The organism is Chitinophaga vietnamensis, assembly GCF_902167635.1.
GTDB lineage: Bacteria > Bacteroidota > Bacteroidia > Chitinophagales > Chitinophagaceae > Chitinophaga > Chitinophaga vietnamensis.
Window position 1 is genome coordinate 168,885 of sequence record NZ_CABHMS010000001.1, and the last position, 20,184, is coordinate 189,068.

The 20,184-nt window shown below is 48.9% G+C and carries 21 protein-coding genes; 11 read left to right on the plus strand and 10 right to left on the minus strand.

Annotated elements, in window-relative coordinates; all coding sequences use genetic code 11:
• Positions 1–6: 6 nt before the first annotated feature.
• Positions 7–1,716, minus strand: a complete 1,710-nt coding sequence (locus tag FPG75_RS00700) for a peptide MFS transporter (protein ID WP_143304576.1) — start codon at positions 1,714–1,716, stop codon at positions 7–9.
• A 159-nt stretch (positions 1,717–1,875) separates the two neighbouring features.
• On the opposite strand from FPG75_RS00700, the gene purD reads away from it, so the two are divergent.
• From purD to FPG75_RS00745, 9 genes are all read left to right on the plus strand, one after another.
• Positions 1,876–3,159, plus strand: a complete 1,284-nt coding sequence (gene purD / locus FPG75_RS00705; protein WP_143304577.1) for a phosphoribosylamine--glycine ligase — start codon at positions 1,876–1,878, stop codon at positions 3,157–3,159.
• A 314-nt stretch (positions 3,160–3,473) separates the two neighbouring features.
• On the plus strand, positions 3,474–4,496 hold the full coding sequence (locus tag FPG75_RS00710; protein ID WP_073078293.1) for a rod shape-determining protein: 1,023 nt from the start codon (positions 3,474–3,476) through the stop codon (positions 4,494–4,496).
• A 101-nt stretch (positions 4,497–4,597) separates the two neighbouring features.
• Positions 4,598–5,485 (plus strand): rod shape-determining protein MreC, encoded by an 888-nt coding sequence (mreC, locus tag FPG75_RS00715; protein ID WP_161596619.1) that lies wholly within the window; start codon positions 4,598–4,600, stop codon positions 5,483–5,485.
• On the plus strand, positions 5,482–5,991 hold the full coding sequence (locus FPG75_RS00720) for a rod shape-determining protein MreD (protein ID WP_143304579.1): 510 nt from the start codon (positions 5,482–5,484) through the stop codon (positions 5,989–5,991). Before mreC ends, FPG75_RS00720 begins: the two co-directional genes overlap by 4 nt.
• A gap of 60 nt (positions 5,992–6,051) precedes the next feature.
• Complete coding sequence (mrdA, locus tag FPG75_RS00725; protein ID WP_143304580.1) at positions 6,052–7,980, plus strand: penicillin-binding protein 2; 1,929 nt, start codon at positions 6,052–6,054, stop codon at positions 7,978–7,980.
• 36 nt (positions 7,981–8,016) lie between these two features.
• A complete protein-coding gene (rodA, locus tag FPG75_RS00730) occupies positions 8,017–9,303 on the plus strand; it encodes a rod shape-determining protein RodA (protein ID WP_143304581.1) in 1,287 nt (428 codons plus the stop codon).
• 16 nt (positions 9,304–9,319) lie between these two features.
• Positions 9,320–10,066: an MBL fold metallo-hydrolase gene (locus FPG75_RS00735; protein WP_201747861.1), complete on the plus strand. Its 747-nt coding sequence runs from the start codon at positions 9,320–9,322 to the stop codon at positions 10,064–10,066.
• Positions 10,067–10,078: 12 nt separating this feature from the next.
• On the plus strand, positions 10,079–10,909 hold the full coding sequence (locus FPG75_RS00740) for a helix-turn-helix domain-containing protein (protein ID WP_143304582.1): 831 nt from the start codon (positions 10,079–10,081) through the stop codon (positions 10,907–10,909).
• A gap of 52 nt (positions 10,910–10,961) precedes the next feature.
• Positions 10,962–11,315: a nuclear transport factor 2 family protein gene (locus FPG75_RS00745; protein ID WP_143304583.1), complete on the plus strand. Its 354-nt coding sequence runs from the start codon at positions 10,962–10,964 to the stop codon at positions 11,313–11,315.
• Positions 11,316–11,406: 91 nt separating this feature from the next.
• On the opposite strand, the gene FPG75_RS00750 is transcribed toward FPG75_RS00745, so the two are convergent.
• The 8 genes from FPG75_RS00750 to FPG75_RS00785 all read right to left on the minus strand — a co-directional run bounded on the left by FPG75_RS00750 (position 11,407) and on the right by FPG75_RS00785 (position 18,168).
• A complete protein-coding gene (locus FPG75_RS00750) occupies positions 11,407–11,892 on the minus strand; it encodes a hypothetical protein (protein WP_143304584.1) in 486 nt (161 codons plus the stop codon).
• Between the two features lie 3 nt (positions 11,893–11,895).
• Positions 11,896–12,615 (minus strand): hypothetical protein, encoded by a 720-nt coding sequence (locus FPG75_RS00755; protein WP_143304585.1) that lies wholly within the window; start codon positions 12,613–12,615, stop codon positions 11,896–11,898.
• 103 nt (positions 12,616–12,718) lie between these two features.
• A complete protein-coding gene (locus FPG75_RS00760; protein WP_143304586.1) occupies positions 12,719–13,270 on the minus strand; it encodes an RNA polymerase sigma factor in 552 nt (183 codons plus the stop codon).
• A 132-nt stretch (positions 13,271–13,402) separates the two neighbouring features.
• Positions 13,403–14,365, minus strand: coding sequence for a transketolase family protein (locus FPG75_RS00765; protein WP_143304587.1), 963 nt, complete (start codon positions 14,363–14,365; stop codon positions 13,403–13,405).
• 53 nt (positions 14,366–14,418) lie between these two features.
• Positions 14,419–15,447: a UDP-glucose 4-epimerase GalE gene (galE, locus tag FPG75_RS00770; protein ID WP_143304588.1), complete on the minus strand. Its 1,029-nt coding sequence runs from the start codon at positions 15,445–15,447 to the stop codon at positions 14,419–14,421.
• Positions 15,448–15,478: 31 nt separating this feature from the next.
• Entirely contained in the window at positions 15,479–16,351 is an 873-nt protein-coding gene (gene rfbA, locus FPG75_RS00775; RefSeq protein WP_143304589.1) for a glucose-1-phosphate thymidylyltransferase RfbA, read from the minus strand.
• Between the two features lie 123 nt (positions 16,352–16,474).
• The gene (locus FPG75_RS00780) at positions 16,475–17,476 is read right to left on the minus strand and encodes an inorganic phosphate transporter (protein ID WP_143304590.1); all 1,002 of its coding nucleotides are present in this window, start codon (positions 17,474–17,476) and stop codon (positions 16,475–16,477) included.
• 41 nt (positions 17,477–17,517) lie between these two features.
• Positions 17,518–18,168: a DUF47 domain-containing protein gene (locus FPG75_RS00785; protein WP_143304591.1), complete on the minus strand. Its 651-nt coding sequence runs from the start codon at positions 18,166–18,168 to the stop codon at positions 17,518–17,520.
• A gap of 183 nt (positions 18,169–18,351) precedes the next feature.
• Here FPG75_RS00785 and FPG75_RS00790 point away from each other — a divergent pair, with 183 nt between their 5' ends.
• Positions 18,352–19,173: a UDP-2,3-diacylglucosamine diphosphatase gene (locus tag FPG75_RS00790; RefSeq protein WP_143304592.1), complete on the plus strand. Its 822-nt coding sequence runs from the start codon at positions 18,352–18,354 to the stop codon at positions 19,171–19,173.
• A gap of 202 nt (positions 19,174–19,375) precedes the next feature.
• On the plus strand, positions 19,376–19,747 hold the full coding sequence (locus FPG75_RS00795; protein ID WP_143304593.1) for a hypothetical protein: 372 nt from the start codon (positions 19,376–19,378) through the stop codon (positions 19,745–19,747).
• 145 nt (positions 19,748–19,892) lie between these two features.
• Here FPG75_RS00795 and FPG75_RS00800 read toward each other — a convergent pair whose 3' ends face one another.
• Positions 19,893–20,168 (minus strand): YHS domain-containing protein, encoded by a 276-nt coding sequence (locus tag FPG75_RS00800; protein ID WP_143304594.1) that lies wholly within the window; start codon positions 20,166–20,168, stop codon positions 19,893–19,895.
• Positions 20,169–20,184 lie beyond the last annotated feature (16 nt).

Consider the following 20,184-nt stretch of genomic DNA (forward strand, 5'->3'; position numbering starts at 1 on the left):
CTGTAATTATTTAACACCGTGCATCCATTTTTTCAGGAACGGCGTCATTAAGAAAAGCAGTACTGCTGCGGCTCCTGGCAGGATCACAAACACCATGAAGAACTCAAAGAGGTTGTGGATGGTATAGCCTGCGAACGTAGGATAATGAGCAGCCAGTTTCAGTTCATGCAACTTGTTGAGTTGGTCGGCGGTAGCGCTGATGGTGCCATCCAGGATGCCCTGGAGATTGATGCCATTGTCGGCAGCCAGTTTGAACTTGTCAGGCGTAGGCGGTAACAATGCGCCCAGCGTGCCTGCCAGCGCATAACCGGCAGCGTTGGCGAGGAACCATACGCCCATCAGCAGGGAAGAGAAGCGGTGTGGCGCCAGTTTGGCTACGAGCGATAAACCGATCGGCGACAAGCACAATTCACCCAGCGTGTGGAAGAGATACATCAGGATCAGCCAGCCTACGCCCAGTTTCTCGCTCATGCCCAGGCCTTTTACCTGCAATGCGATGATGAAGAAACCGAATGCCAGCAAAGCCAGGCCGATAGATTGTTTCATCGGAGAGATGGGCTCCAGGTTGCGTTTCTGCAATTTGAGCCACAGCCAGCTGAATGGCAAGGCAAATACGATGATGAAGATAGAGTTGGCGTTCTGGATGAAGCTCGGTGGCATATCCCATCCCAGCAGCCGGCGGTCGGTCTGGTTATCCGCGATGAAGGTCAGTGAAGAACCAGCCTGCTCAAAGCACGCCCAGAAGAAGATCACAAAAAATGCCACGAAGTACAGCACGATGATCCTTTGTCTTTCTACCTTGGTGATAGATTTGTCGGTGAGGATCAGCACAGCGAGGCTAATACCGGTAGCATAGATGAAGGGATAGATCCAGGATTTGATCGGGTTAGGATCGATGGAAACGTAGTGGATACCGAGGAAGAGCACTACCAGCAGCACGCTTACGCCAGCGATGGCGCCGGGCGTGAATTTGGCTTTGTCGGCCTCGCCGGACGGATGCTGGTTGTTGGCGTTGAAGGTAGGTTTGGCGCCGATCGCTTTTCCTTCAGGCGTTACCACGTATTTGTCTTTCAGGAAGAAAAACAGGATGGTACCGAGGAACATGGCCAGGCTCGCAGCGAGGAAGCCCCATTTGAAGGCGCTGACCATTCTCACCCCTTCTACCTTAACGTCGCCGAGGATAGGGCATACGAGCATCCCGAGGAAGGCGCCCATGTTAATGCCCATGTAAAAGATGGTGAAAGCAGAGTCAAGACGGCCGTCGTTCTTGGGATACAGCTGGCCCACCATAGAAGAGATGTTGGGTTTGAAGAAGCCGTTACCGAAGATAAGAACGAGCAAGGCAGTCCACATAATGAGTTTGGCGGTTTCCACATTCGTGGCGTAGAGCGTGGCGCTGAGTACCATCAGTAATTGTCCGGTACCCATTACAAAGCCACCTAATAAGATACAATTCCGGTTACCGAGGTAACGGTCGGCGATATAACCGCCGAGCATAGGGGTAAGGTAACAAAGGCCAAGAAATCCACCATAGGCATAAGAAGAATCTGCTTCAGAGAATTGCAGTGCATTCACCAGGAAGAGCGTCAGCAACGCCCTCATCCCATAAAAGTTAAACCGTTCCCACATTTCCGTGGCAAATAAGACCGCGAGCCCTTTGGGATGCCCCTTCTGCGAGGCAATTACAGGCTCCTGTGCAACAGCAGTTTGCATCATAGATGGTTAGTTTTTAGCAAGATTGTTTTAAGGTTCAGTTAATTCTAAAACTGGCAAGTTAAAGAAATTCGGTTATCTCTTTAAAAAAATGGTATAAATGCTCATTTTTTGGACTTTATTGTACTTTCTTTGCACTTTCTTCGCACTGTATTTATTCATATGAACATTTTATTACTTGGAAGTGGTGGCCGGGAGCATGCACTGGCCCTGAAAATGTCTCAAAGCCCGCTTTGTGGTCAACTGTTTATCGCACCCGGTAACGCCGGAACTGCCCAGTGTGGCCAGAATGTGAACATGGGCGTGAGCGAGTTTGAAAAGATCAAGGCCTTTTGCCTGGAAAACGCTGTCACATTAGTGGTACCGGGATCAGAAGAAGCGCTCGTAAACGGAATATACGACTTTTTTCGTAACGACAAAGCCCTGCAACATATTCCGGTAATGGGGCCTTCGCAATATGCCGCCCAGCTGGAAGGCAGCAAGGCCTTCGCTAAATTGTTCATGCAGCGCAATCGCATTCCCACGGCAGCTTACCAGGAGTTTAACAAGGATAACTTCGATGCCGGTATTGATTATATTAAACAGCATTCCTTACCGATCGTGCTCAAAGCCGATGGACTGGCCGCCGGCAAAGGCGTGGTGATTGCCGCTTCCCACGAAGAAGCCATCACCGAGTTTACTCAGATGATACAGGACGCCAAATTCGGCGACGCCAGCAAAACCGTTGTGATAGAGCAATTCCTCACCGGTATTGAGCTGTCTGTGTTTGTGATCACCGACGGACGTACCTATAAAATATTACCCGAAGCCAAAGACTACAAGCGCATTGGCGAAGGGGATAAAGGTCTCAACACCGGCGGTATGGGAGCCGTATCTCCTGTGCCTTTTGCCGATGCGGCCTTCATGAAAAAAGTGGAAGACCAGGTCATACGCCCTACTGTAGAAGGTTTGGCGGCAGAGAAGATCGTTTATAACGGGTTCATCTTTTTTGGCCTGATTAATGTGGAAGGAGAGCCTTTCGTGATAGAATACAATTGCAGGATGGGCGACCCCGAAACCGAAGTGGTATTGCCCCGCCTTCAAAACGACCTGCTGGAGCTGTTTACAGCCGTAAGTGAAGGCCAGTTGGCATCTCAAACCATATCTGTGGATCAGCGTGCAGCCGCCACCGTTATGCTGGTATCCAAAGGATACCCGGAAGCATATGAGAAGAACAAGGAGATCAGCAACATTCCTGCTCCTACCCGTGATCAGATCGTGTTCCATGCCGGCACCCGCCAGGATGGAGATAAAGTGCTTACCAACGGAGGCCGCGTACTGGCCATTACATCACTGGCAACCAGCCTTCAGCTGGCATTGGCGCATTCCGCCCAAACCGCAGAAAAGATCTCCTTCGAAGGGAAAACCTATCGCAGAGACATTGGATATGAATTTAGGAATGTGTGAATTTCTTGATTTATTGATTGGATCAAATCAAAAAATCCCGAAATAACCAAATAACCAAATAACAGTAGGGGGGACTGGTACAGGACAATTGAAAAAGCGGAATTGGTAAGGCGTTATTTTTTAGTCAGGAACAATTAAAACGGATTAAATCCGTTGATCTGGTCGGAACATGAAGAGAGCAGTTACGATGCCGTTTGTATAACAAATAACTTTTTTTAATATTTAGCCGTATTATTGCAGGAATATCCTTTTTTTGCATCGTATATTCGTTGGAATTATTCATTTTTGCATTCTAATTTTTGACCGTATCAACAATGGGATTTTTTAATTTTTTAACGCAGGAAATCGCGATTGATTTAGGTACAGCGAACACGCTGATAATACATAATGACCAGGTGGTTGTGGACGAGCCTTCCATTGTAGCGATAGAACGGGCTAGCGGCAAGATCGTGGCGGTAGGTAAGAAAGCCATGATGATGCACGAAAAAACGCATGAATATCTTCGTACGATACGCCCCCTGAAAGATGGCGTGATAGCGGATTTCAACGCCGCTGAAGGCATGATCAGGGAGCTGATAAAAATGATTTACCCCAAAAAGCCATTGTTCGCTCCGAGCTGGAGGATGGTGATCTGTATCCCGTCCAGCATCACGGAAGTGGAAAAGAGAGCCGTTCGCGATTCCGCTGAACAAGCCGGGGCCAAAGAAGTTTACCTCATTCACGAACCTATGGCCGCTGCCCTCGGTATCGGCATCGACGTGGAAGAGCCGGTGGGTAACATGATCATCGACATCGGAGGCGGTACTACCGGTATTTCCGTGATCGCCCTCGCTGGTATCGTGTGCGACCAGAGTATCCGTATCGCCGGCGATGAATTTACCGCCGATATCATGGAAGCGCTCCGCCGCTACCATAGCTTGCTGATCGGTGAAAGAACCGCCGAACAGATCAAGATACACATCGGTTCTGCCCTGAAAGAACTCGACAACCCGCCAGATGATATCCCGGTAAATGGCCGTGACCTGGTAACCGGTATTCCGAAACAGATCATGGTATCCTACCAGGAGATCGCGGAAGCACTGGATAAATCCATCTTTAAAATCGAGGAAGCCATCCTGAAAGCGCTGGAAACAACGCCGCCGGAACTGGCATCGGATATCTACCGCAGAGGACTGTACCTGACCGGCGGCGGCGCCTTGCTCCGCGGTCTCGACAAACGCCTTGCCCAAAAGATCAAACTGCCCGTACATGTAGCGGACGACCCGCTGCGCGCCGTGGTAAGAGGTACTGGCATCGCCCTCAAGCATGTAGGTAAATATCCGTTCCTGATGCAATAAACCTATTTTGATTTTCGGATTTGTTGATTTACGGATTTAGGGATTTAAATCCGTAAATCAATAAATCCGAAAATCTAAAAATTTTAAATCATGCCGCGCTTGTGCGAAACCTGATCATTTTCTTAAGGCGATATTTCAACTTCTTCTTATTTCTGCTGCTGGAAGTGATTTGTATTGTGCTGGTTTTCCAGAATAATAACTACCAGCGTACCGCTTATCTTAACTCCGCCAACAACGTCAGCGGAAAACTCTACGACAAGTATAACAACGTACAATACTACTTTCACCTGAAAGCTACCAACGACAGTCTCGTCGCAGAAAATACACGCCTGCATAACGCGCTCCGTACCAGCTTCGATAGCATGGTTACCAGGAACGGCGTGAAAGTAGATACCATCCGCAGATACAGCGATGATACCGCCCGCAAGGTGACATCCACCGAAATCCGCCGCTATCAATACTTTGAGGCCAAAGTGATCAACAACTCACTCAACAAGCCGATGAACTATATCACCATCCACCGCGGCAGCCTGCAAGGCATACGCCCCAACATGGGCGTGATCAGCCCCAGCGGCGTAGTAGGCGTGGTGAGAAGCGTCAGCGAAAACTACTCGGTGATCCTCTCCATGCTCTCCAAATCCAACTCGGTATCTATCAGTGCCCGCCTCGGACAAGGAAAAGAAATGGGCTCCGTACACTGGGATGGCGATGACCCGGCCTATGCCACCCTCCGTGATATCCCGCGCAGCGCCAAAGTAATCAAAGGCGATACCGTGGTCACCAGCGGATTCTCCGCCCTCTTCCCGGAAAATATTCCGATCGGTTACGTAGATAAAGTGACCGTTAGCGATAAATCCAGCACCTCACTCAATATCCGGTTGAAACTGGCTACCAACTTCTTCAACCTGCAATATGTATATGTGATTGAGAACCTGCTGAAAGATGAACAACAACGATTGGAAGACTCGACGTATAAGCTGATTAAATGAGTATCTTATTAAGAAATATCATCCGCTTCGTGCTCCTGCTGCTGATACAGGTATTCGTGCTCAACGAGATCCTGATCCACCAGCTGATAAGCCCATATCTCTACATGCTGTTCATCCTGGCGCTCCCGTTTAACCTGCCTCGCCCCGTACTCATGCTACTGGGCCTGCTCACGGGCCTGTCGCTCGATATGTTCATGAACACCATGGGTATGCACGCCGCGGCCTGCGTATTCATCGCTTACCTCCGGCCTTTTGTGATCAACATCCTCTCGCCGCAAGGAGGCTTCGAAACCACACAAAAAACACCTTCCATGACCAGCATGGGCGTGTCGCAGTTCCTGATCTATGCAGCTATACTGGTATTTCTGCATCATACCGTTTACTTCATACTCGAAGTATTCGGCTTTGCCAACCCGCTTTACCTGCTGCTCAAGATCATCCTGTCAACGGCCGCCAGCCTGTTTCTGATCGTATTGTATGAATTACTTTTCTTCTCGAAGAAGTAATGCCTGCTTTGCGCTTTTTCTTGTAGGTTTGTAAATTAAAATATATCCGTCCTCAATAGCATGTCTGTATATAATCAGCCCAGGAGAAGAGTAATTCAGTTGATTATACTTGGGATGGTGATCATCATCGTTTCCAGGTTATTCTTTCTGCAGATCGTAGAGAAGAAATATGCCAAGCTCGCGGATGCCAATGCCGTGCTGAGGAAAGTCATATACCCCAGCCGTGGCATCATCTACGACCGCAAAGGCCGCAGCATCCTCGGCAACGACGTACTGTACGACCTCGTGGTAACACCCCGCAGCGTAAAAAATATCGATACCGCCTATCTCTGTAATATTCTTAAAATAGATAAAGAAGAATTTCTCAAGAAGATGGCAGATGCTGTGAGAAAGAACGGACCGGTAAGACAATCCGTTTTCTCCGCATTGCTGCCGGCAGAAGTGTTCGGACAATTGCAGGAAAGCATGTACCTTTTCCAGCCCGGGTTTGAACTCGTGCCCCGCCAGATCCGCTCCTATCCTTATGCCGCAGCCGCCAACATCCTCGGGTATATCGCGGAAATATCGCCCACCATGCTCAAAGACTCGGCCTACTTCTCCTATAACTCCGGCGACTACCTCGGTATGACCGGCCTGGAAAAGACCTACGAGCAAGTGCTGATGGGCCAGCGCGGTATCCAGTATCTCGTGAAAGATAACCTCAACAGGCCGCAAGGACCTTATGAGAACGGCGAGTTCGACAGTGCTGCCATCGCAGGTAAAAACCTGCGACTCTCACTGGACATCGACCTGCAAATGCTCGGCGAGAAACTGATGAAAGGAAAGATAGGCAGCATCGTGGCCATCGACCCGCAAACCGGCGGTATCCTCTGCATGGTGAGCGGCCCCAGCTTCGATCCCAACCTGCTCACCGGTTCTTACCGCAGTGCCAACTTCAGCAAATTATATGTAGATACCACCAAACCGCTCTTCAACCGCGCGATGCAGGCTACCTATCCGCCAGGATCTACCTTCAAGCCGATGATCGCGCTGGTAGGACTGGATGAAGGCGTGATCACGCCGAGCTTCGGCTATCCCTGCGGTGGCGCCTACTACGGCTGTAGCAGGCCTATCAAATGCGAGCACCACGATGCCGGCCACGCCGCCAACCTGCGCCTCGCATTGTCGCACTCCTGTAACTCTTACTTCTCCCACGTATACCGCCTCAGCGTGGATGCTGCCAAATTCGGCGGCATCCGGGTAGGCGGCATGCAGAAGTGGGCCGACTATATGAACAACTTCGGCTTCGGACACCGCGTAGGCGTGGATATCCCATCCGAAGCAAAAGGCCTCGTGCCCGATAAAAAATATTATGATGTGAGATACAAAGGCAGCTGGAACTCCTGTACCTCCGTGTTCCTCGGCATCGGCCAGGGGGAACTGCTGCTTACGCCGCTGCAAATGGCCAATGCCATGTGTATCGTGTCTAACCGCGGTTCCTATTATATCCCGCACTTCGTACAAAGCATCGATAACGACGATACCCGCCTGCTCGCCAAATACAAGGAAAAACACGTGGTGGCCAATATCTCCGATACGGCTTACAGCGCGGTGATCCACGGTATGACAGATGTGGTGGAAAGCGGTACCGGCCGCGTGGCCCAGATCGAAGGGATCACCATCGGCGGTAAAACCGGTACGGCAGAAAACTATGGTATTGTGAACGGCAAACGCACTAAATTGCAGAACCACGCATTGTTCGTGGCCTTCGCTCCGGCAGAAAAACCACGTATAGCCATCTCCGTTATTGTGGAAAACTCCGGCTTCGGCGCCAAATACGCCGCTCCCATCGCCAGCTTGATGATAGAACAATTCCTGAAGGATTCTATCTCCAGCAAACGCCAGCCTTTGCTGAAAACAGTGATGGAAACAGTTACTATCCCCGAAGCAATGAGGGCTAAATCCAAACTGGATTCACTGAACGGCAGCGCTATTCATAAAAGACCATAACAATTACCAATAAACGTATAAACCGAGAAACCAATAATGAACCGCTCGCAAGCCAAACTGACACAAGGGATCGACTGGCCAATCGTGGGGCTGTACCTGGCATTGGCGATCATAGGCATCTTGTCTATTTTTGCTGCGGAATACCGCGGAGATGACAACGTTTGGCAAAATATCATCCACCTCAACAAGAACTTCGCGAGGCAGATGATGTGGTTCGGTATATCGCTGGTACTGGCTTCCGTCATCTGGTTAATGGACAGCAAGGTGTTCACCGCCACGGCCAACCTGTTATATGCGGGCGGCCTGCTGCTATTGCTATTGGTATTGGGTATCGGTAAAGATGTTAAAGGATCGCACTCCTGGCTCGTGATCGGCGGCTTCCAATTCCAGCCGGCAGAACTCACGAAACTGTGTACCAACCTGGCTTTGGCCAAGTATCTATCCTCTCAGGAAACAGACTTCACCAAACTGCGATCGCGGTTGATCGCCGCCGCCATCGCCTTGATACCTGCCGGTATCATCATCCTGCAATCTGAAACAGGCCTGGCACTGGTATATTTTTCTTTCTTCCTCGTTATGTACAGGGAAGGCCTGCCCGGCGTATTGCTGGTGATCGCCTTTTCCGGCATCGTGCTGGTGCTATCTGCATTACTGGTAGATAAATATGTGTTATTGGGCATCTTCACAGCCATCACCGCGCTGGTCATCTATTTCAGCCGGCGGGAGATCAAGCGGAAGCGATCGCGGCTCGCGCTCATACTGGCGATATACGCATTCTGCTCCGTGTTCGTAATGGCCGTAGTACCTTTCGCATTCACCAAAGTGCTGAAAGATTACCAGGTGCGCCGTATCGAGGTGATGCTCGGTAAAGAAAATGATCCTAAAGCTACTTACAATACCCGTCAGAGTATGATCGCGATCGGCTCTGGTGGCTTCTGGGGAAAGGGTTACCTCAAAGGCACCCAAACCCGTTACGACTTTGTGCCAGAGCAAAGTACCGACTTCATCTTCTGTACCATTGGTGAAGATTTCGGCTTCTTCGGCAGTGTGATCTTCCTCGGCCTTTATGTGGCCCTGCTCTTCCGGATCATCTTTGTGGCGGAGCGACAGCGATCGACCTTCACCCGCGTGTATGCATATGGGGTAGCCAGCATTATCTTTTTCCACCTGGCCATCAATGTGTCTATGACCATCGGCTTGGCGCCGGTGATCGGTATCCCGCTGCCACTGATGAGCTATGGCGGCTCTTCCATGATCTCATTCACCATGCTCATCTTCATTATGCTCCGCCTGGATGCCGACAGGCAGATGGTGTTGCGCTAACAGTTATCTTTGCATAATGGCACGTATTATTCCATTATCAGAAGGTTCATTTACAGTAGACGGGACCAAGAAATTCACGCCGTTCCATATCGGCGCCGATAACCTGCAAGACAGGCCCCACGGCTCTTTGCTCGTGGAGATACAACCCTTCCTGGTGATCACAGACCGCGATTTTATCCTCTTTGATACCGGCCTCGGCTTCCGTAACAAAGACGGCGTATTACAGATACACCAGCACCTGATCGATCATGGCATCAATCCTATGGAGATCACCAAAGTGCTGATGAGCCACTTGCATAAAGACCACTCTGGTGGCGTATCTGCTGAAGATCCGATCACCGGCGAGCGTACCCTTACTTTCCCCAATGCCACCTACTATGTGAATAATGAGGAAATGTTGTATGCCATGGAGCATGCAGGCAAATCCTATCATTCAGAAGATATTGTTCTCCTCACCCAGCGCGATAATGTGGTATTCACTACCGGCAATGGTACCATCGATGATTATATCCATTACGAAGTAACAGGCGGGCATTGTCCGTATCACCAGGTGTTCCTGGTAGATGATGGTGCAGACAAAGTATTTTTTGGGGGAGATGTGGCGCCGCAGCTGTCGCAGATGAAGAGCCGTTTTGTAGCGAAGTATGATTATGATGGCAAGCGCAGTATGGAGCTCCGCCAGGAGTTCATGGAGCGCGGTCAGCGCGAGGGCTGGAACTTCCTTTTCTATCACGATACCAAAGAACCTGTAATCAAATTCTGATGTACGTATACCATGTACGCTTTGTATGATAATTTCTCGCTGAAAGGGCAATGCCATATCAGCACCTGGAGCCGGGATGGCCGCCAGTGGGCTGCTTTCAGCCGTTATCAACAACAAGCCGCACATGAACTATACCTGCCGCATACGGTGTTGAACCTGGTGCTGCGCGGACAGAAACGCATGTACGATGGTCGTCAGGTGTGTGAAATTCAGGCCGGCGATGTGCTGGTAATACCCGCAGGTACTTTCGTATGTTCAGAGATATTGCGACCCTCACAGGATTTCAGCAGCATCAATCTCGTTATCCCCGATGACATGCTGGCTGAAACGAAAACATCATTTTTATCGGCGCCGAAGGCTTTGGTAACATTGCCTGTAAATGCCGGCTGGCGCGGGTTTGCGAGCCAGCTGCTGCAACAGTTCCGGCAAGATGTGGCACCGCCTGATCAAGAAGCGGTGCTATCACAAGCCTGTGCATTATTGTCGCCGCACAGTTACCTGATGGGCATGTTGGCCAAATCCGTGAAGCATCCTATTACCGGTGTAATGGAAACCTTGCGTACCGGTCTGCACAAAGTACGGCGCCTGGAAGAAGTGGCGGCAGGCGGGCATATGAGCACGGCCACGCTGAAGCGGCGTTTCCGCGAGCTTTATCAGTGCAGTCCTATGCAGTGGATATGGGAACGTCGTTTGCAAAGGGCGGGTTTCCTCTTGCGCACCACTACCATGAGCATCCCTGAAGTGGCCTATAGCAGCGGTTTTGAGGATCTTACTCACTTTTATCGCCAGTTCCGGCGTTGTTACCAGCTTACGCCCGCGCAATGGCGGCAGGGCGAAAATTGATCTTCCTGGCAAATAAACTGCCGGGTATAGCGCCTAATTTTGTGTAAAAAAGATGGAAACAAAACAATCCTTTGGCCTCGCCTGGGTACATGCCTGGAACACGCATAATCTCCCCGAAATACTCTCTCACTATGCAGATGATATCGTGTTCTATTCTCCGTTCATTATGAAGATCAATAACGATCCGTCTGGCTGTCTCCGTGGAAAAGCGGCGCTGGAAGCCTATTTCAGCAAGGCGCTCGTTGCCTATCCGGATCTGCATTTTGAGCTGTATCACATATTGGAAGGCGTGGATTCAGTAGTGCTGTATTACAAAAGTGTGGGCAACAGGCTCAGTACGGAGTTGATGGTGCTGAATGAGCAGGGACTGGTAAAAGAGGTAAGGGCTCACTATAAAAATATTTGAGGATTTTTTGATTGACGGATTTCTTGATTTATAGCCGATTTCAAATTCGCCACAAATCAAGAAATCCGTCAATCAAAAAATCCTCAAATATTTAATGTTTGCCTCTCATCATCCCTTCCCGGCCTATCCTGTTGACACGCTGGTTATTGAGATGATTGATCATGATATTACGGAATTCCCTTTCGCTTTTGAATACGTTGCCGGCTTTGCGGGGAGGCAGTACGCGCTGGAATTCGTTGGTGTAGCGGGATTTGATGTCGAGCATTCTTTTTTCGTAGCCCAGTTCATCGTCCATTTTTTTACGGGCTACTTCATCTGAGTTCATACCTGTTTTATCTTGCTGTTTGCTCATGCGCCTTTCGGTGATGAGTTGCTCCACTTCACGGGTATAGCTATTGTAAACGGGCCAGAACTTTTGTGCTTCGTCCGGAGTCAGGTCCAGGGATTTGGCGAGGTACGCCACCTGGAGCGCTTTTATCTTTTCTGCGGCATCATCGTTGGGTTGCTGGGCGTGGACGTATTGTCCTCCGGCCAACATCAAAACGGTTATGATCCATATAATACTGTAACGTTTCATGTATCACTGATTAGGTAACACCTCTTTTGAGAACTCGGTTTGCTTCAGGTATTGTTCAATGGCTTCCGGCGACAGCTCTTCATTGAGTTGGCTCTGGATTACCGGTGCAGCATTGGTTTGGGCTGCCTGTGCAAAAATCGTTTCGTTATCAAAAGCATCTGTATGGGTTTGTAGATAATTCACAATGTCCTGGTTGCTCAGGGTGTTTAGCTGGGCTTCCATTTCGTTGCCGTGGCGGTTTTCGAGGAAAACCAGTGCGCTGGTGCCGAGGAAGGCGGTCAGGCAGGCGGCTACGGCCCATTTCATCCAGGCGCCGGTTAAGCGGCGGCGTTGGGCCTGGTGTAAAGGGATGACGGGCGTAGGTGCTGGCAACGGCAGGTTTCCAAAATAATCCTGGGGTACGGAAAAGGGCGTCTGGCGTGGCATGGCTGCCAGGAAGGGGGCTATTTCCTTCAGTTCTTCCTGTACCGGGTCAACGGCTTCCTGCCTGATCTTTTCCATGATCAGGGCGGGCAACTGTTCAAAATATCCTGTGGGGGTGGAAAAAGGAGCATCAGCGAAAACAAAGGAAGGAAGCTGGTTTTCCGCCTCCACTTTAGCGAGAATGGCCGCCGGGAGCTGCTCAAAATACCCTGCCGGTACCTTGAAAGGCGCTTCCACAGGCCATTTGACGCCGGGGGCGATCTGCTGTAATTCCTCTGCTATGTTAGTCCTTTGTTTCATAAACTTTTTCTTAGACCACAGCGTTTATCAATAGTTTAATGAGATTTTAATCTTTTACTAAGTTTATTTAAAGCTCGATGTGTTTAATATCTTTTCTAATATATCAACCGTTTTTAATAAACTCTTCAATTTTTTTAACGGCATGATGGTAAGAGGCTTTCAACGCGCCTTCTGATGTTTCGAGTACCCTGCTCATTTCTTCGTATGGCATCTCGTCATAATAGCGCAGGTTAAATACGATGCGCTGCTTTTCGGGTAGCATCAGGATGGCCTTTTGCAGCTTCCATTCCAGCTTGTTGGGATCGAACTGAGTATCGGCTTTGAGCTTGTTGCTCAGGCCCGACTCCACGTCTGAAAGGGATACCGACTGCTTGCGTTTCTGTTGTTCCAGAAAGGTGAGGCATTCGTTGGTAGCGATCTTGTAGAGCCAGGTATAGAGCTGGGCGTCTTCCCGGAAGCCTTCCAGGTTTTTCCATACCTTAATGAATACATTCTGCAATACATCATTGGCATCTTCATGATCGATCACCAGCCGCCGTATATGCCAGTAAAGTCTTTCCTGGTACTTGCGTATGATCAGCGTAAAGCCTTGCTCCCTGCTTTCAGGAAGGCGGTATAGTGCCAGTAATTCTTTATCGTCCTGTGAAACGGCCATAGGTTAAATGGTTCTGCAGGGTTAGATATAAGTAAAGCGGAAAGGTTTAAAATTACGAATTACGAATTAAGAATTACGGCCCACCCGGTAATCCTACCAGGTGGGCCGTAATTCTTAATTCGTAATTCGTAATTATTTCTTTTTGCGTTGTATCGCTTTTTCTGCAGCGGCTACGATATGGTCCGCATCCAGACCGTATTTGGTGAGGAGCTCCAGCGGTTTGCCGCTTTCACCGAAGGTATCGTTGGTGCCAACGTATTCGATGGGAACGGGCACGTGGCGGGCCGCTACCTGTGCGATGCTGTCGCCCAGGCCACCAAGTACATTGTGTTCTTCAGCTGTTACGGCGCAGCCGGTTTTGCTGAGAGATTTGATCACGGCTGCTTCATCCAGGGGTTTGATGGTGTGGATGTTGATCAGCTCTACGCTGTAGCCTTTTTCTTCGAGTATCTTGCCGGCCTGTACAGCGATCCATACGAGGTGGCCGCAAGCGAAGAGGGTGATATCAGTACCTTCATTCAGCACCTGTGCCTTGCCAATTTCGAATACCTGGTTTTCAGGTGTGAAATTAGGCCATTTCGGACGGCCAAAGCGCAGGTATACCGGGCCTTCATGATCGGCGATGGCCATGGTAGCGGCTTTGGTCTGGTTAAAATCACAAGGCACGATCACGGTCATACCGGGCAGCATTTTCATCATGCCGATATCTTCCAGTATCTGGTGGGTAGCGCCATCTTCCCCGAGGGTAAGGCCTGCGTGGGAAGCGCATATTTTTACATTCTTGCCGGAGTAGGCGATAGACTGACGGATCTGGTCGTACACCCTTCCGGTAGCGAAGTTGGCAAAAGTGGTAGCATATGGGATCTTTCCGCCGATAGTCATACCAGCAGCGATGCCCATCATGTTGGCCTCTGCGATACCTACCTGTACAAAGCGGTCAGGAAATTCTTTAATAAATGCATTCAGTTTCATTGAGCCGAGCAGATCGGCGGTGAGCGCAACTACATTGGGGTTTTTGCGGCCCACTTCCAGGATACCTTCACCAAATCCGGCGCGGGTCTCTTTTTCATTCAGCGGTTGAATATCTTTTACCATAGCGGTCTTATTTTAAAATTGAAGCGTAAATGTACACATTTAAAGCGATGATACTAATTGCTCAGCACTTTGTTGCGGAGGCTTACTTCCCACTGCCAGGCGGTGCGCATGGAGTCTTCGATACTGATCTCAGGTATCCAGCCCAGCTTTTCCTTGGCGCGTGAGTTGTTGGCGTAGATGGAGATCACATCTCCGGGACGGCGGGGACCCATTACGTAGTTGAGTTTTACGCCGGATATTTTTTCAAATGCCTTGATCGCTTCCAGTACGGTTACGCCATTGCCGGTGCCGAGGTTGAATATCTCGCAGTTGCTGGCATTTTTGTGTTCGATCAGGTATTGTAATGCTTTCGTATGTGCGTTGGCGATATCCATTACATGAATGTAGTCGCGCACGCAGGAGCCATCGCGGGTATCGTAATCAGCGCCGAAAACGGTCATCTTGGGGATTTTACCGATAGCGGTTTGAGTGATCACAGGTACGAGGTTATCCGGTTTGCCCAGCGGCAGTTCGCCGATCAGTGCAGACGGATGCGCGCCAACCGGATTGAAATAACGCAGGATAATGGATTGGGTATTGTTCACATGGCTGTAATCCTGTATCATCTGTTCACCCATCTGTTTAGTACGGGCATAAGGCGATTGTGCTTCGCCCAGCGGGGTTTCTTCAATCACCGGTAAGTCTTTGGTATTACCATACACAGAGCAGGAAGAAGAGAACACCAGGTTGGGGATATTAAATTCCTTGATGCATTTTAATACGTTGATGAGAGAAGTAAGGTTATTGTGAAAATACAGTAAAGGATCAGCAACAGATTCCGGAACGGTTTTCAGTGCCGCAAAGTGGATCACGCCAACGATATCCCTGTTTTCGTGGAATACAGCATGGGTATCTTCCAGATTGCAAAGGTCTACCTTGTAGTTACGCACTTTTTTCCCGGTAATTTTTTCCACTCCTTCCAGCAGCTGGGGAGTGCTCCTGATATTGCTGTCAACAGACACTACATCAAATCCATGATTGATAAGATCTACAATAGTATGGGCGCCAATATAGCCACAACCACCGGTAACAAGAACCTTCATGATGACTTCAGATTTACTTTTTTATGTTATTTCAGATCATTTTTTGTTTCAGCACTGATTCCAGGTATTGGCCGTAGCCGCTTTTCAGCAGCGGTTTTGCCAGTTTGCTAAGCTGTTCCGCATCGATAAAGCCTTTGCGGTAAGCGATTTCCTCGATACAGGCTATTTTGATGCCCTGGCGTTGTTCTATCACCTGCACAAACTGTGATGCCTGCATCAGTGAGTCGAACGTACCGGTATCGAGCCAGGCTGTTCCGCGTGGTAAGATAGAAACTTTTAATTTCCCGCGGCGTAAATATTCTTTGTTTACATCAGTGATCTCATATTCGCCACGCGGGCTGGGTTGGAGGTTTTTAGCGATCTCCACAACCTGGTTATCATAAAAGTATAATCCTGGCACTGCGAAGTTGGATTTGGGTTGCGCAGGTTTTTCCTCGATAGAGAGCACTTGCATATCCGGTGCAAACTCTACTACGCCATATCTTTCCGGGTCGGATACCTGGTACGCATATACGATACCGCCATCAGGTGTTACGTTGTTGGCCAGCTGGGTGCCGAGGCCGGCGCCGTAGAAGATATTGTCTCCCAGTACCAGCGCTACATTCTCTTTACCGATAAAAGATTCGCCGATCACGAATGCCTGTGCCAGGCCATTGGGTTGTGGTTGCTCGGCATAGCTGAGGTTCAGCCCGAACTGGCTGCCATCGCCGAAAAGCCGCTGGAATGCGGGCAGATCGTGAGGGGTGGAAATGATCAGGATGTCTTTTATGCCTGCCAGCATCAGCGTTGACAGTGGGTAATAGATCATGGGTTTATCATATACCGGCATTATTTGCTTGCTGATCGCATATGTGATGGGGTGCAAGCGGGTGCCGGAGCCACCGGCCAGGATAATTCCTTTCATGCTGGAACAGTTTTTTGGTTTCTCACTGTAAAATCGCACAAAAATAGGGTTTCTTGATTGATTATAAAACATCAAAGCACGACCCGCAGGTCGTGCTTTGATGTTTTATAAGTTGTGGTCATTTTAGATGAAGAGGCTGGCGATGGCATATACCATTGCTGCCAGCAGCCCGCTGATGGGAATGGTGAGTACCCATGCCCAAAGCAGACTAACGGTAACGCCCCAACGAACAGCAGATAATCTTTTGGTGGCGCCTACGCCCATGATAGCGCCGGTGATCACGTGTGTAGTACTGGCCGGGATACCCAGGTGTTCTGTGAGGAAGAGGGTAACGGCGCCGGCAGATTCTGCGGCTACGCCTTCCAGTGGCGTTACTTTGGTGATGCGGGTGCCCATAGTTTTAACGATCTTCCAGCCGCCGCTCATGGTACCGAGCGCGATGGCGGTGAAGCAGGCCAGCGGAATCCAGTCCGGCATGGCCTTGAGGTTGGGAATATATCCGGCAGATACCATCGCGGCAGCGATGATACCCATTACCTTTTGTGCGTCGTTACTACCGTGGCCAAGGCTCAAAGCCGCGCTGGACACCAGCTGCAGCCTTTTGAACCAGTTCTCTGCGCGGAAAGGGTTGGCCCTGCGGCAGATGTTCACAATGATCAGCGTGATCACGAAAGATACCACCATACCGATCAATGGCGCCAGTACGATGAAGTATACGATCGGCAATACTTTGTGGTAGTTGATCACATCCATGGTGCGGGCGCTGGTAACGGCCGCGCCGATGAAACCGCCGATCAGCGTATGTGAAGAGCTGGAAGGGATACCGAGCCACCAGGTGAAAAGGTTCCAGGTGATAGCGGCTACCAGGCCGCAAAAGATCACTTTCAGCGTAATGAATTGCTCGAATACAGAACTGGCTACAGAGTTGGCTACCTTAAATTCGCCGATGATATATTTGGCGATAAAAAAAGCCGCAAAGTTAAATACTGCGGCCCAGAGTACTGCCTGAAAAGGCGTTAGTACCTTGGTCGATACAATAGTGGCAATAGAGTTGGCTGCATCATGAAAACCATTGATATAGTCAAAGATGAATGCCAGTATGATGATGATAACTAGTAAAGTCATGGTGTTACTGGTATTATGCGTTCAGAACAAACATCGCTCCCTCAGGAGTATTTGATTATAATGGTTTCAATAACGTTGGCGCAGTCTTCGCACTTGTCTGTAGCGATTTCCAGGGCCTGGTATATTTCTCTCATTTTAATCAGTTCTGCCGCATTCTGTTCGGTGTCGAACAGTTCAGCAATGGCCATGTCATAGATATCATCTGCGTGGTTCTCGAGTGAGTTGATCTTTACGCAGGCATCGGTGATCACGCGCATGTTCTGCATGTTACGCAGTTCAGGGATGGCTTTGTGCAGCTCCAGTACACCCAGGTGAATGAGTTCAGCAAGTTTGCGGATGCTATCGTTTATATTCTGCACTTTGTAAATATCCATTCTCTTGGCGGAGCCGTGGATGTAGTCGGCCACGTCGTCCAGTGTGGCAGCCAGGTAGTGGATATCTTCACGGTCGAAAGGGGTGATGAAATTTTGTCCGAGTTCTACAAATATGCGGTGAGTGTAGTCGTCATTTTTGTGCTCCAGTCTTTCTATCAAATGCACTTTATCTTTTCTTACAGACATATCCGTCGTAGCTACCAGCTCATTCAGCACCTGCGACATTTCAACAAGATTGGAAGCCACGTCTTCGAACAAAGAATAAAATACCCGGTCTTTTGGCATGAACAATTTTACAAAAGAATTGAAGCCTCCCATACGTTTGAGTTTAAAAATTTGCCGCAAAAATAGCTTTCAGAACCCATTGGAGCCAAGAAAAAGCGCGAATTAATAATTCCTTAACACTGGATTAATATAAAAGTAATATAGCGATTTTTCCTTTGTATTGGAAATAATAATCATAACAAGGGAATAAACGACCTGTTCTCATACCTACAATTGATGTCAGATAAACGCCCATTAGATATCGCTGTGATCTCCGATGTACATCTCGGGATCTACGGTTGCCATGCGAAAGAACTGATCCAATACCTGGACAGTATTGATCCCCGGATACTCGTGCTGAATGGAGACATCATCGACATCTGGCAGTTCAGTAAGCGTTATTTTCCAAAGTCGCACACCAAGGTGATCAGGCGTATCCTGAAGATGATCGGGAAAGGCACACAGGTGTATTACCTCACCGGTAATCACGATGAAGCCCTGCGCAAGTACGCCGGCTTTGCCCTGGGCAATTTTACGATCGACAATAAACTCATCCTCGAAATAGACGGTAAAAAACATTGGTTCTTTCATGGCGACGTATACGACGTGACCATGAAAAACTCCAAATGGCTGGCGAAGCTGGGAGGGAAAGGCTATGACCTGCTCATCATCCTCAACCGTCTTGTCAATAATATCCTGGAAAGTATGGGGAGAGAGAAAATGTCTTTCTCCAAGAAAGTGAAGCATGGCGTAAAACAAGCCGTTAAATTCATTTCGGATTTTGAACAGACCGTAGCGGAAATTGCGGTAGATAAGGAATTTGATGTGGTATGCTGCGGGCACATACACCAGCCGCTGATCAAGGAAATGAGCGTAGGCAACAAAAAAGTGACCTATCTTAACTCCGGCGACTGGGTGGAAAGTCTGACCTCACTTGAATATACCAACCAGCAATGGTCCCTTTATCAACACCCTGTTACCCGCACTAAAATTGTTCTTCCCGAAGATGAAGACGATACGCAGCTCGATTGGGATGCTGCCAAGATCGTTGGTATCTGAGCTACTAAAAGATGATTTTCGTATTTTCAATATTCTAATATGTTTATATTTGAATATTATTTTCACAAAATCATAACAAGTGCTTAATATTAAATTAAAGGTAGGCTGTTAAGTTTGCCAGATTATTAATAAGTGTGACCATATTGGAACATTTGGAAATGAAGAACAACATGCGATGAAAGTTTTGAAGTTACATCCCTTAATGACTATCTCCCTATTGCAGATGCAGATCCAGCGTTTGCTGGCCTGCAACGTGGCTGTGTATACACGGCACTCCCTGGCCAATGGCTTCGATACCCTGCGCGAAGCGGGTTTTGATGAAGAAATGCTCGTTGAATTTCCGATCGATGAAACTCTCAGCCTGCGTGAATTCGAAGAAGAAGTAGAAGAGAAATTTCACTTCAGCCTGGAACTGTGTAACAAAGACAATAAACCTTTTACCAATAAAAGCCAGCACCTGTTCCAGCTTGCCCGCACGCAGGAAAAGAAAGAGGAACGGAACTATCAGCTCGACATCTCGCTGGATACATTATTGAATAACCGTCAGTCCCCACAGCAGAATATTTCTTTCTGATTTCCCCCTATGACAAATTATTCTTGTTAACCCCCTTTTATTTTTCTTCCATTTTTTCGTATAGCCCTTCACGTTACTTATATTTTCATAAGCTGTATTTAAAAACGCCGTCCCGGTTAGTCCGGGACGGATTTTTATTGGAAAGTTATTTGCCGAGTTTGGCCATATACTTCTCTGGCGCTTTCTGGAACACCTCTTTGCAGGTAACGGAGCAGAAGTGCAGGGTATCGCTTTTATACACGGCCCACTCATGGTAAGCGGTATCATAAGGCATCCCGCAAACGGGATCGGGCAATTGGCCGCTGGCAGCTACGGGAGCGGTTTCCGGCGCTGCGGGCATGGCATTCTTTTCAGCGGGCTTGTTGTTTTGCGCACATGAAAACAGCAGGAGCGCGCCGCATGCTATCAGTATATGTTTCATGACAGAATAATTTGCG

What these genes read in the sequence shown, in the direction of transcription:
- rfbA (WP_143304589.1), bottom strand. Translation starts at nt 16,351, where the DNA reads ATGAAAGGAATTATCCTGGCCGGTGGCTCCGGCACCCGCTTGCACCCC.
- FPG75_RS00740 (WP_143304582.1), top strand. Translation starts at nt 10,079, where the DNA reads ATGTACGCTTTGTATGATAATTTCTCGCTGAAAGGGCAATGCCATATC.
- galE (WP_143304588.1), bottom strand. Translation starts at nt 15,447, where the DNA reads ATGAAGGTTCTTGTTACCGGTGGTTGTGGCTATATTGGCGCCCATACT.
- FPG75_RS00755 (WP_143304585.1), bottom strand. Translation starts at nt 12,615, where the DNA reads ATGAAACAAAGGACTAACATAGCAGAGGAATTACAGCAGATCGCCCCC.
- FPG75_RS00795 (WP_143304593.1), top strand. Translation starts at nt 19,376, where the DNA reads ATGACTATCTCCCTATTGCAGATGCAGATCCAGCGTTTGCTGGCCTGC.
- FPG75_RS00760 (WP_143304586.1), bottom strand. Translation starts at nt 13,270, where the DNA reads ATGGCCGTTTCACAGGACGATAAAGAATTACTGGCACTATACCGCCTT.
- FPG75_RS00790 (WP_143304592.1), top strand. Translation starts at nt 18,352, where the DNA reads ATGTCAGATAAACGCCCATTAGATATCGCTGTGATCTCCGATGTACAT.
- FPG75_RS00735 (WP_201747861.1), top strand. Translation starts at nt 9,320, where the DNA reads ATGGCACGTATTATTCCATTATCAGAAGGTTCATTTACAGTAGACGGG.
- rodA (WP_143304581.1), top strand. Translation starts at nt 8,017, where the DNA reads ATGAACCGCTCGCAAGCCAAACTGACACAAGGGATCGACTGGCCAATC.
- FPG75_RS00745 (WP_143304583.1), top strand. Translation starts at nt 10,962, where the DNA reads ATGGAAACAAAACAATCCTTTGGCCTCGCCTGGGTACATGCCTGGAAC.
- FPG75_RS00720 (WP_143304579.1), top strand. Translation starts at nt 5,482, where the DNA reads ATGAGTATCTTATTAAGAAATATCATCCGCTTCGTGCTCCTGCTGCTG.
- FPG75_RS00750 (WP_143304584.1), bottom strand. Translation starts at nt 11,892, where the DNA reads ATGAAACGTTACAGTATTATATGGATCATAACCGTTTTGATGTTGGCC.
- FPG75_RS00785 (WP_143304591.1), bottom strand. Translation starts at nt 18,168, where the DNA reads ATGGGAGGCTTCAATTCTTTTGTAAAATTGTTCATGCCAAAAGACCGG.
- FPG75_RS00710 (WP_073078293.1), top strand. Translation starts at nt 3,474, where the DNA reads ATGGGATTTTTTAATTTTTTAACGCAGGAAATCGCGATTGATTTAGGT.
- FPG75_RS00800 (WP_143304594.1), bottom strand. Translation starts at nt 20,168, where the DNA reads ATGAAACATATACTGATAGCATGCGGCGCGCTCCTGCTGTTTTCATGT.
- mrdA (WP_143304580.1), top strand. Translation starts at nt 6,052, where the DNA reads ATGTCTGTATATAATCAGCCCAGGAGAAGAGTAATTCAGTTGATTATA.
- FPG75_RS00780 (WP_143304590.1), bottom strand. Translation starts at nt 17,476, where the DNA reads ATGACTTTACTAGTTATCATCATCATACTGGCATTCATCTTTGACTAT.
- FPG75_RS00700 (WP_143304576.1), bottom strand. Translation starts at nt 1,716, where the DNA reads ATGATGCAAACTGCTGTTGCACAGGAGCCTGTAATTGCCTCGCAGAAG.
- purD (WP_143304577.1), top strand. Translation starts at nt 1,876, where the DNA reads ATGAACATTTTATTACTTGGAAGTGGTGGCCGGGAGCATGCACTGGCC.
- FPG75_RS00765 (WP_143304587.1), bottom strand. Translation starts at nt 14,365, where the DNA reads ATGGTAAAAGATATTCAACCGCTGAATGAAAAAGAGACCCGCGCCGGA.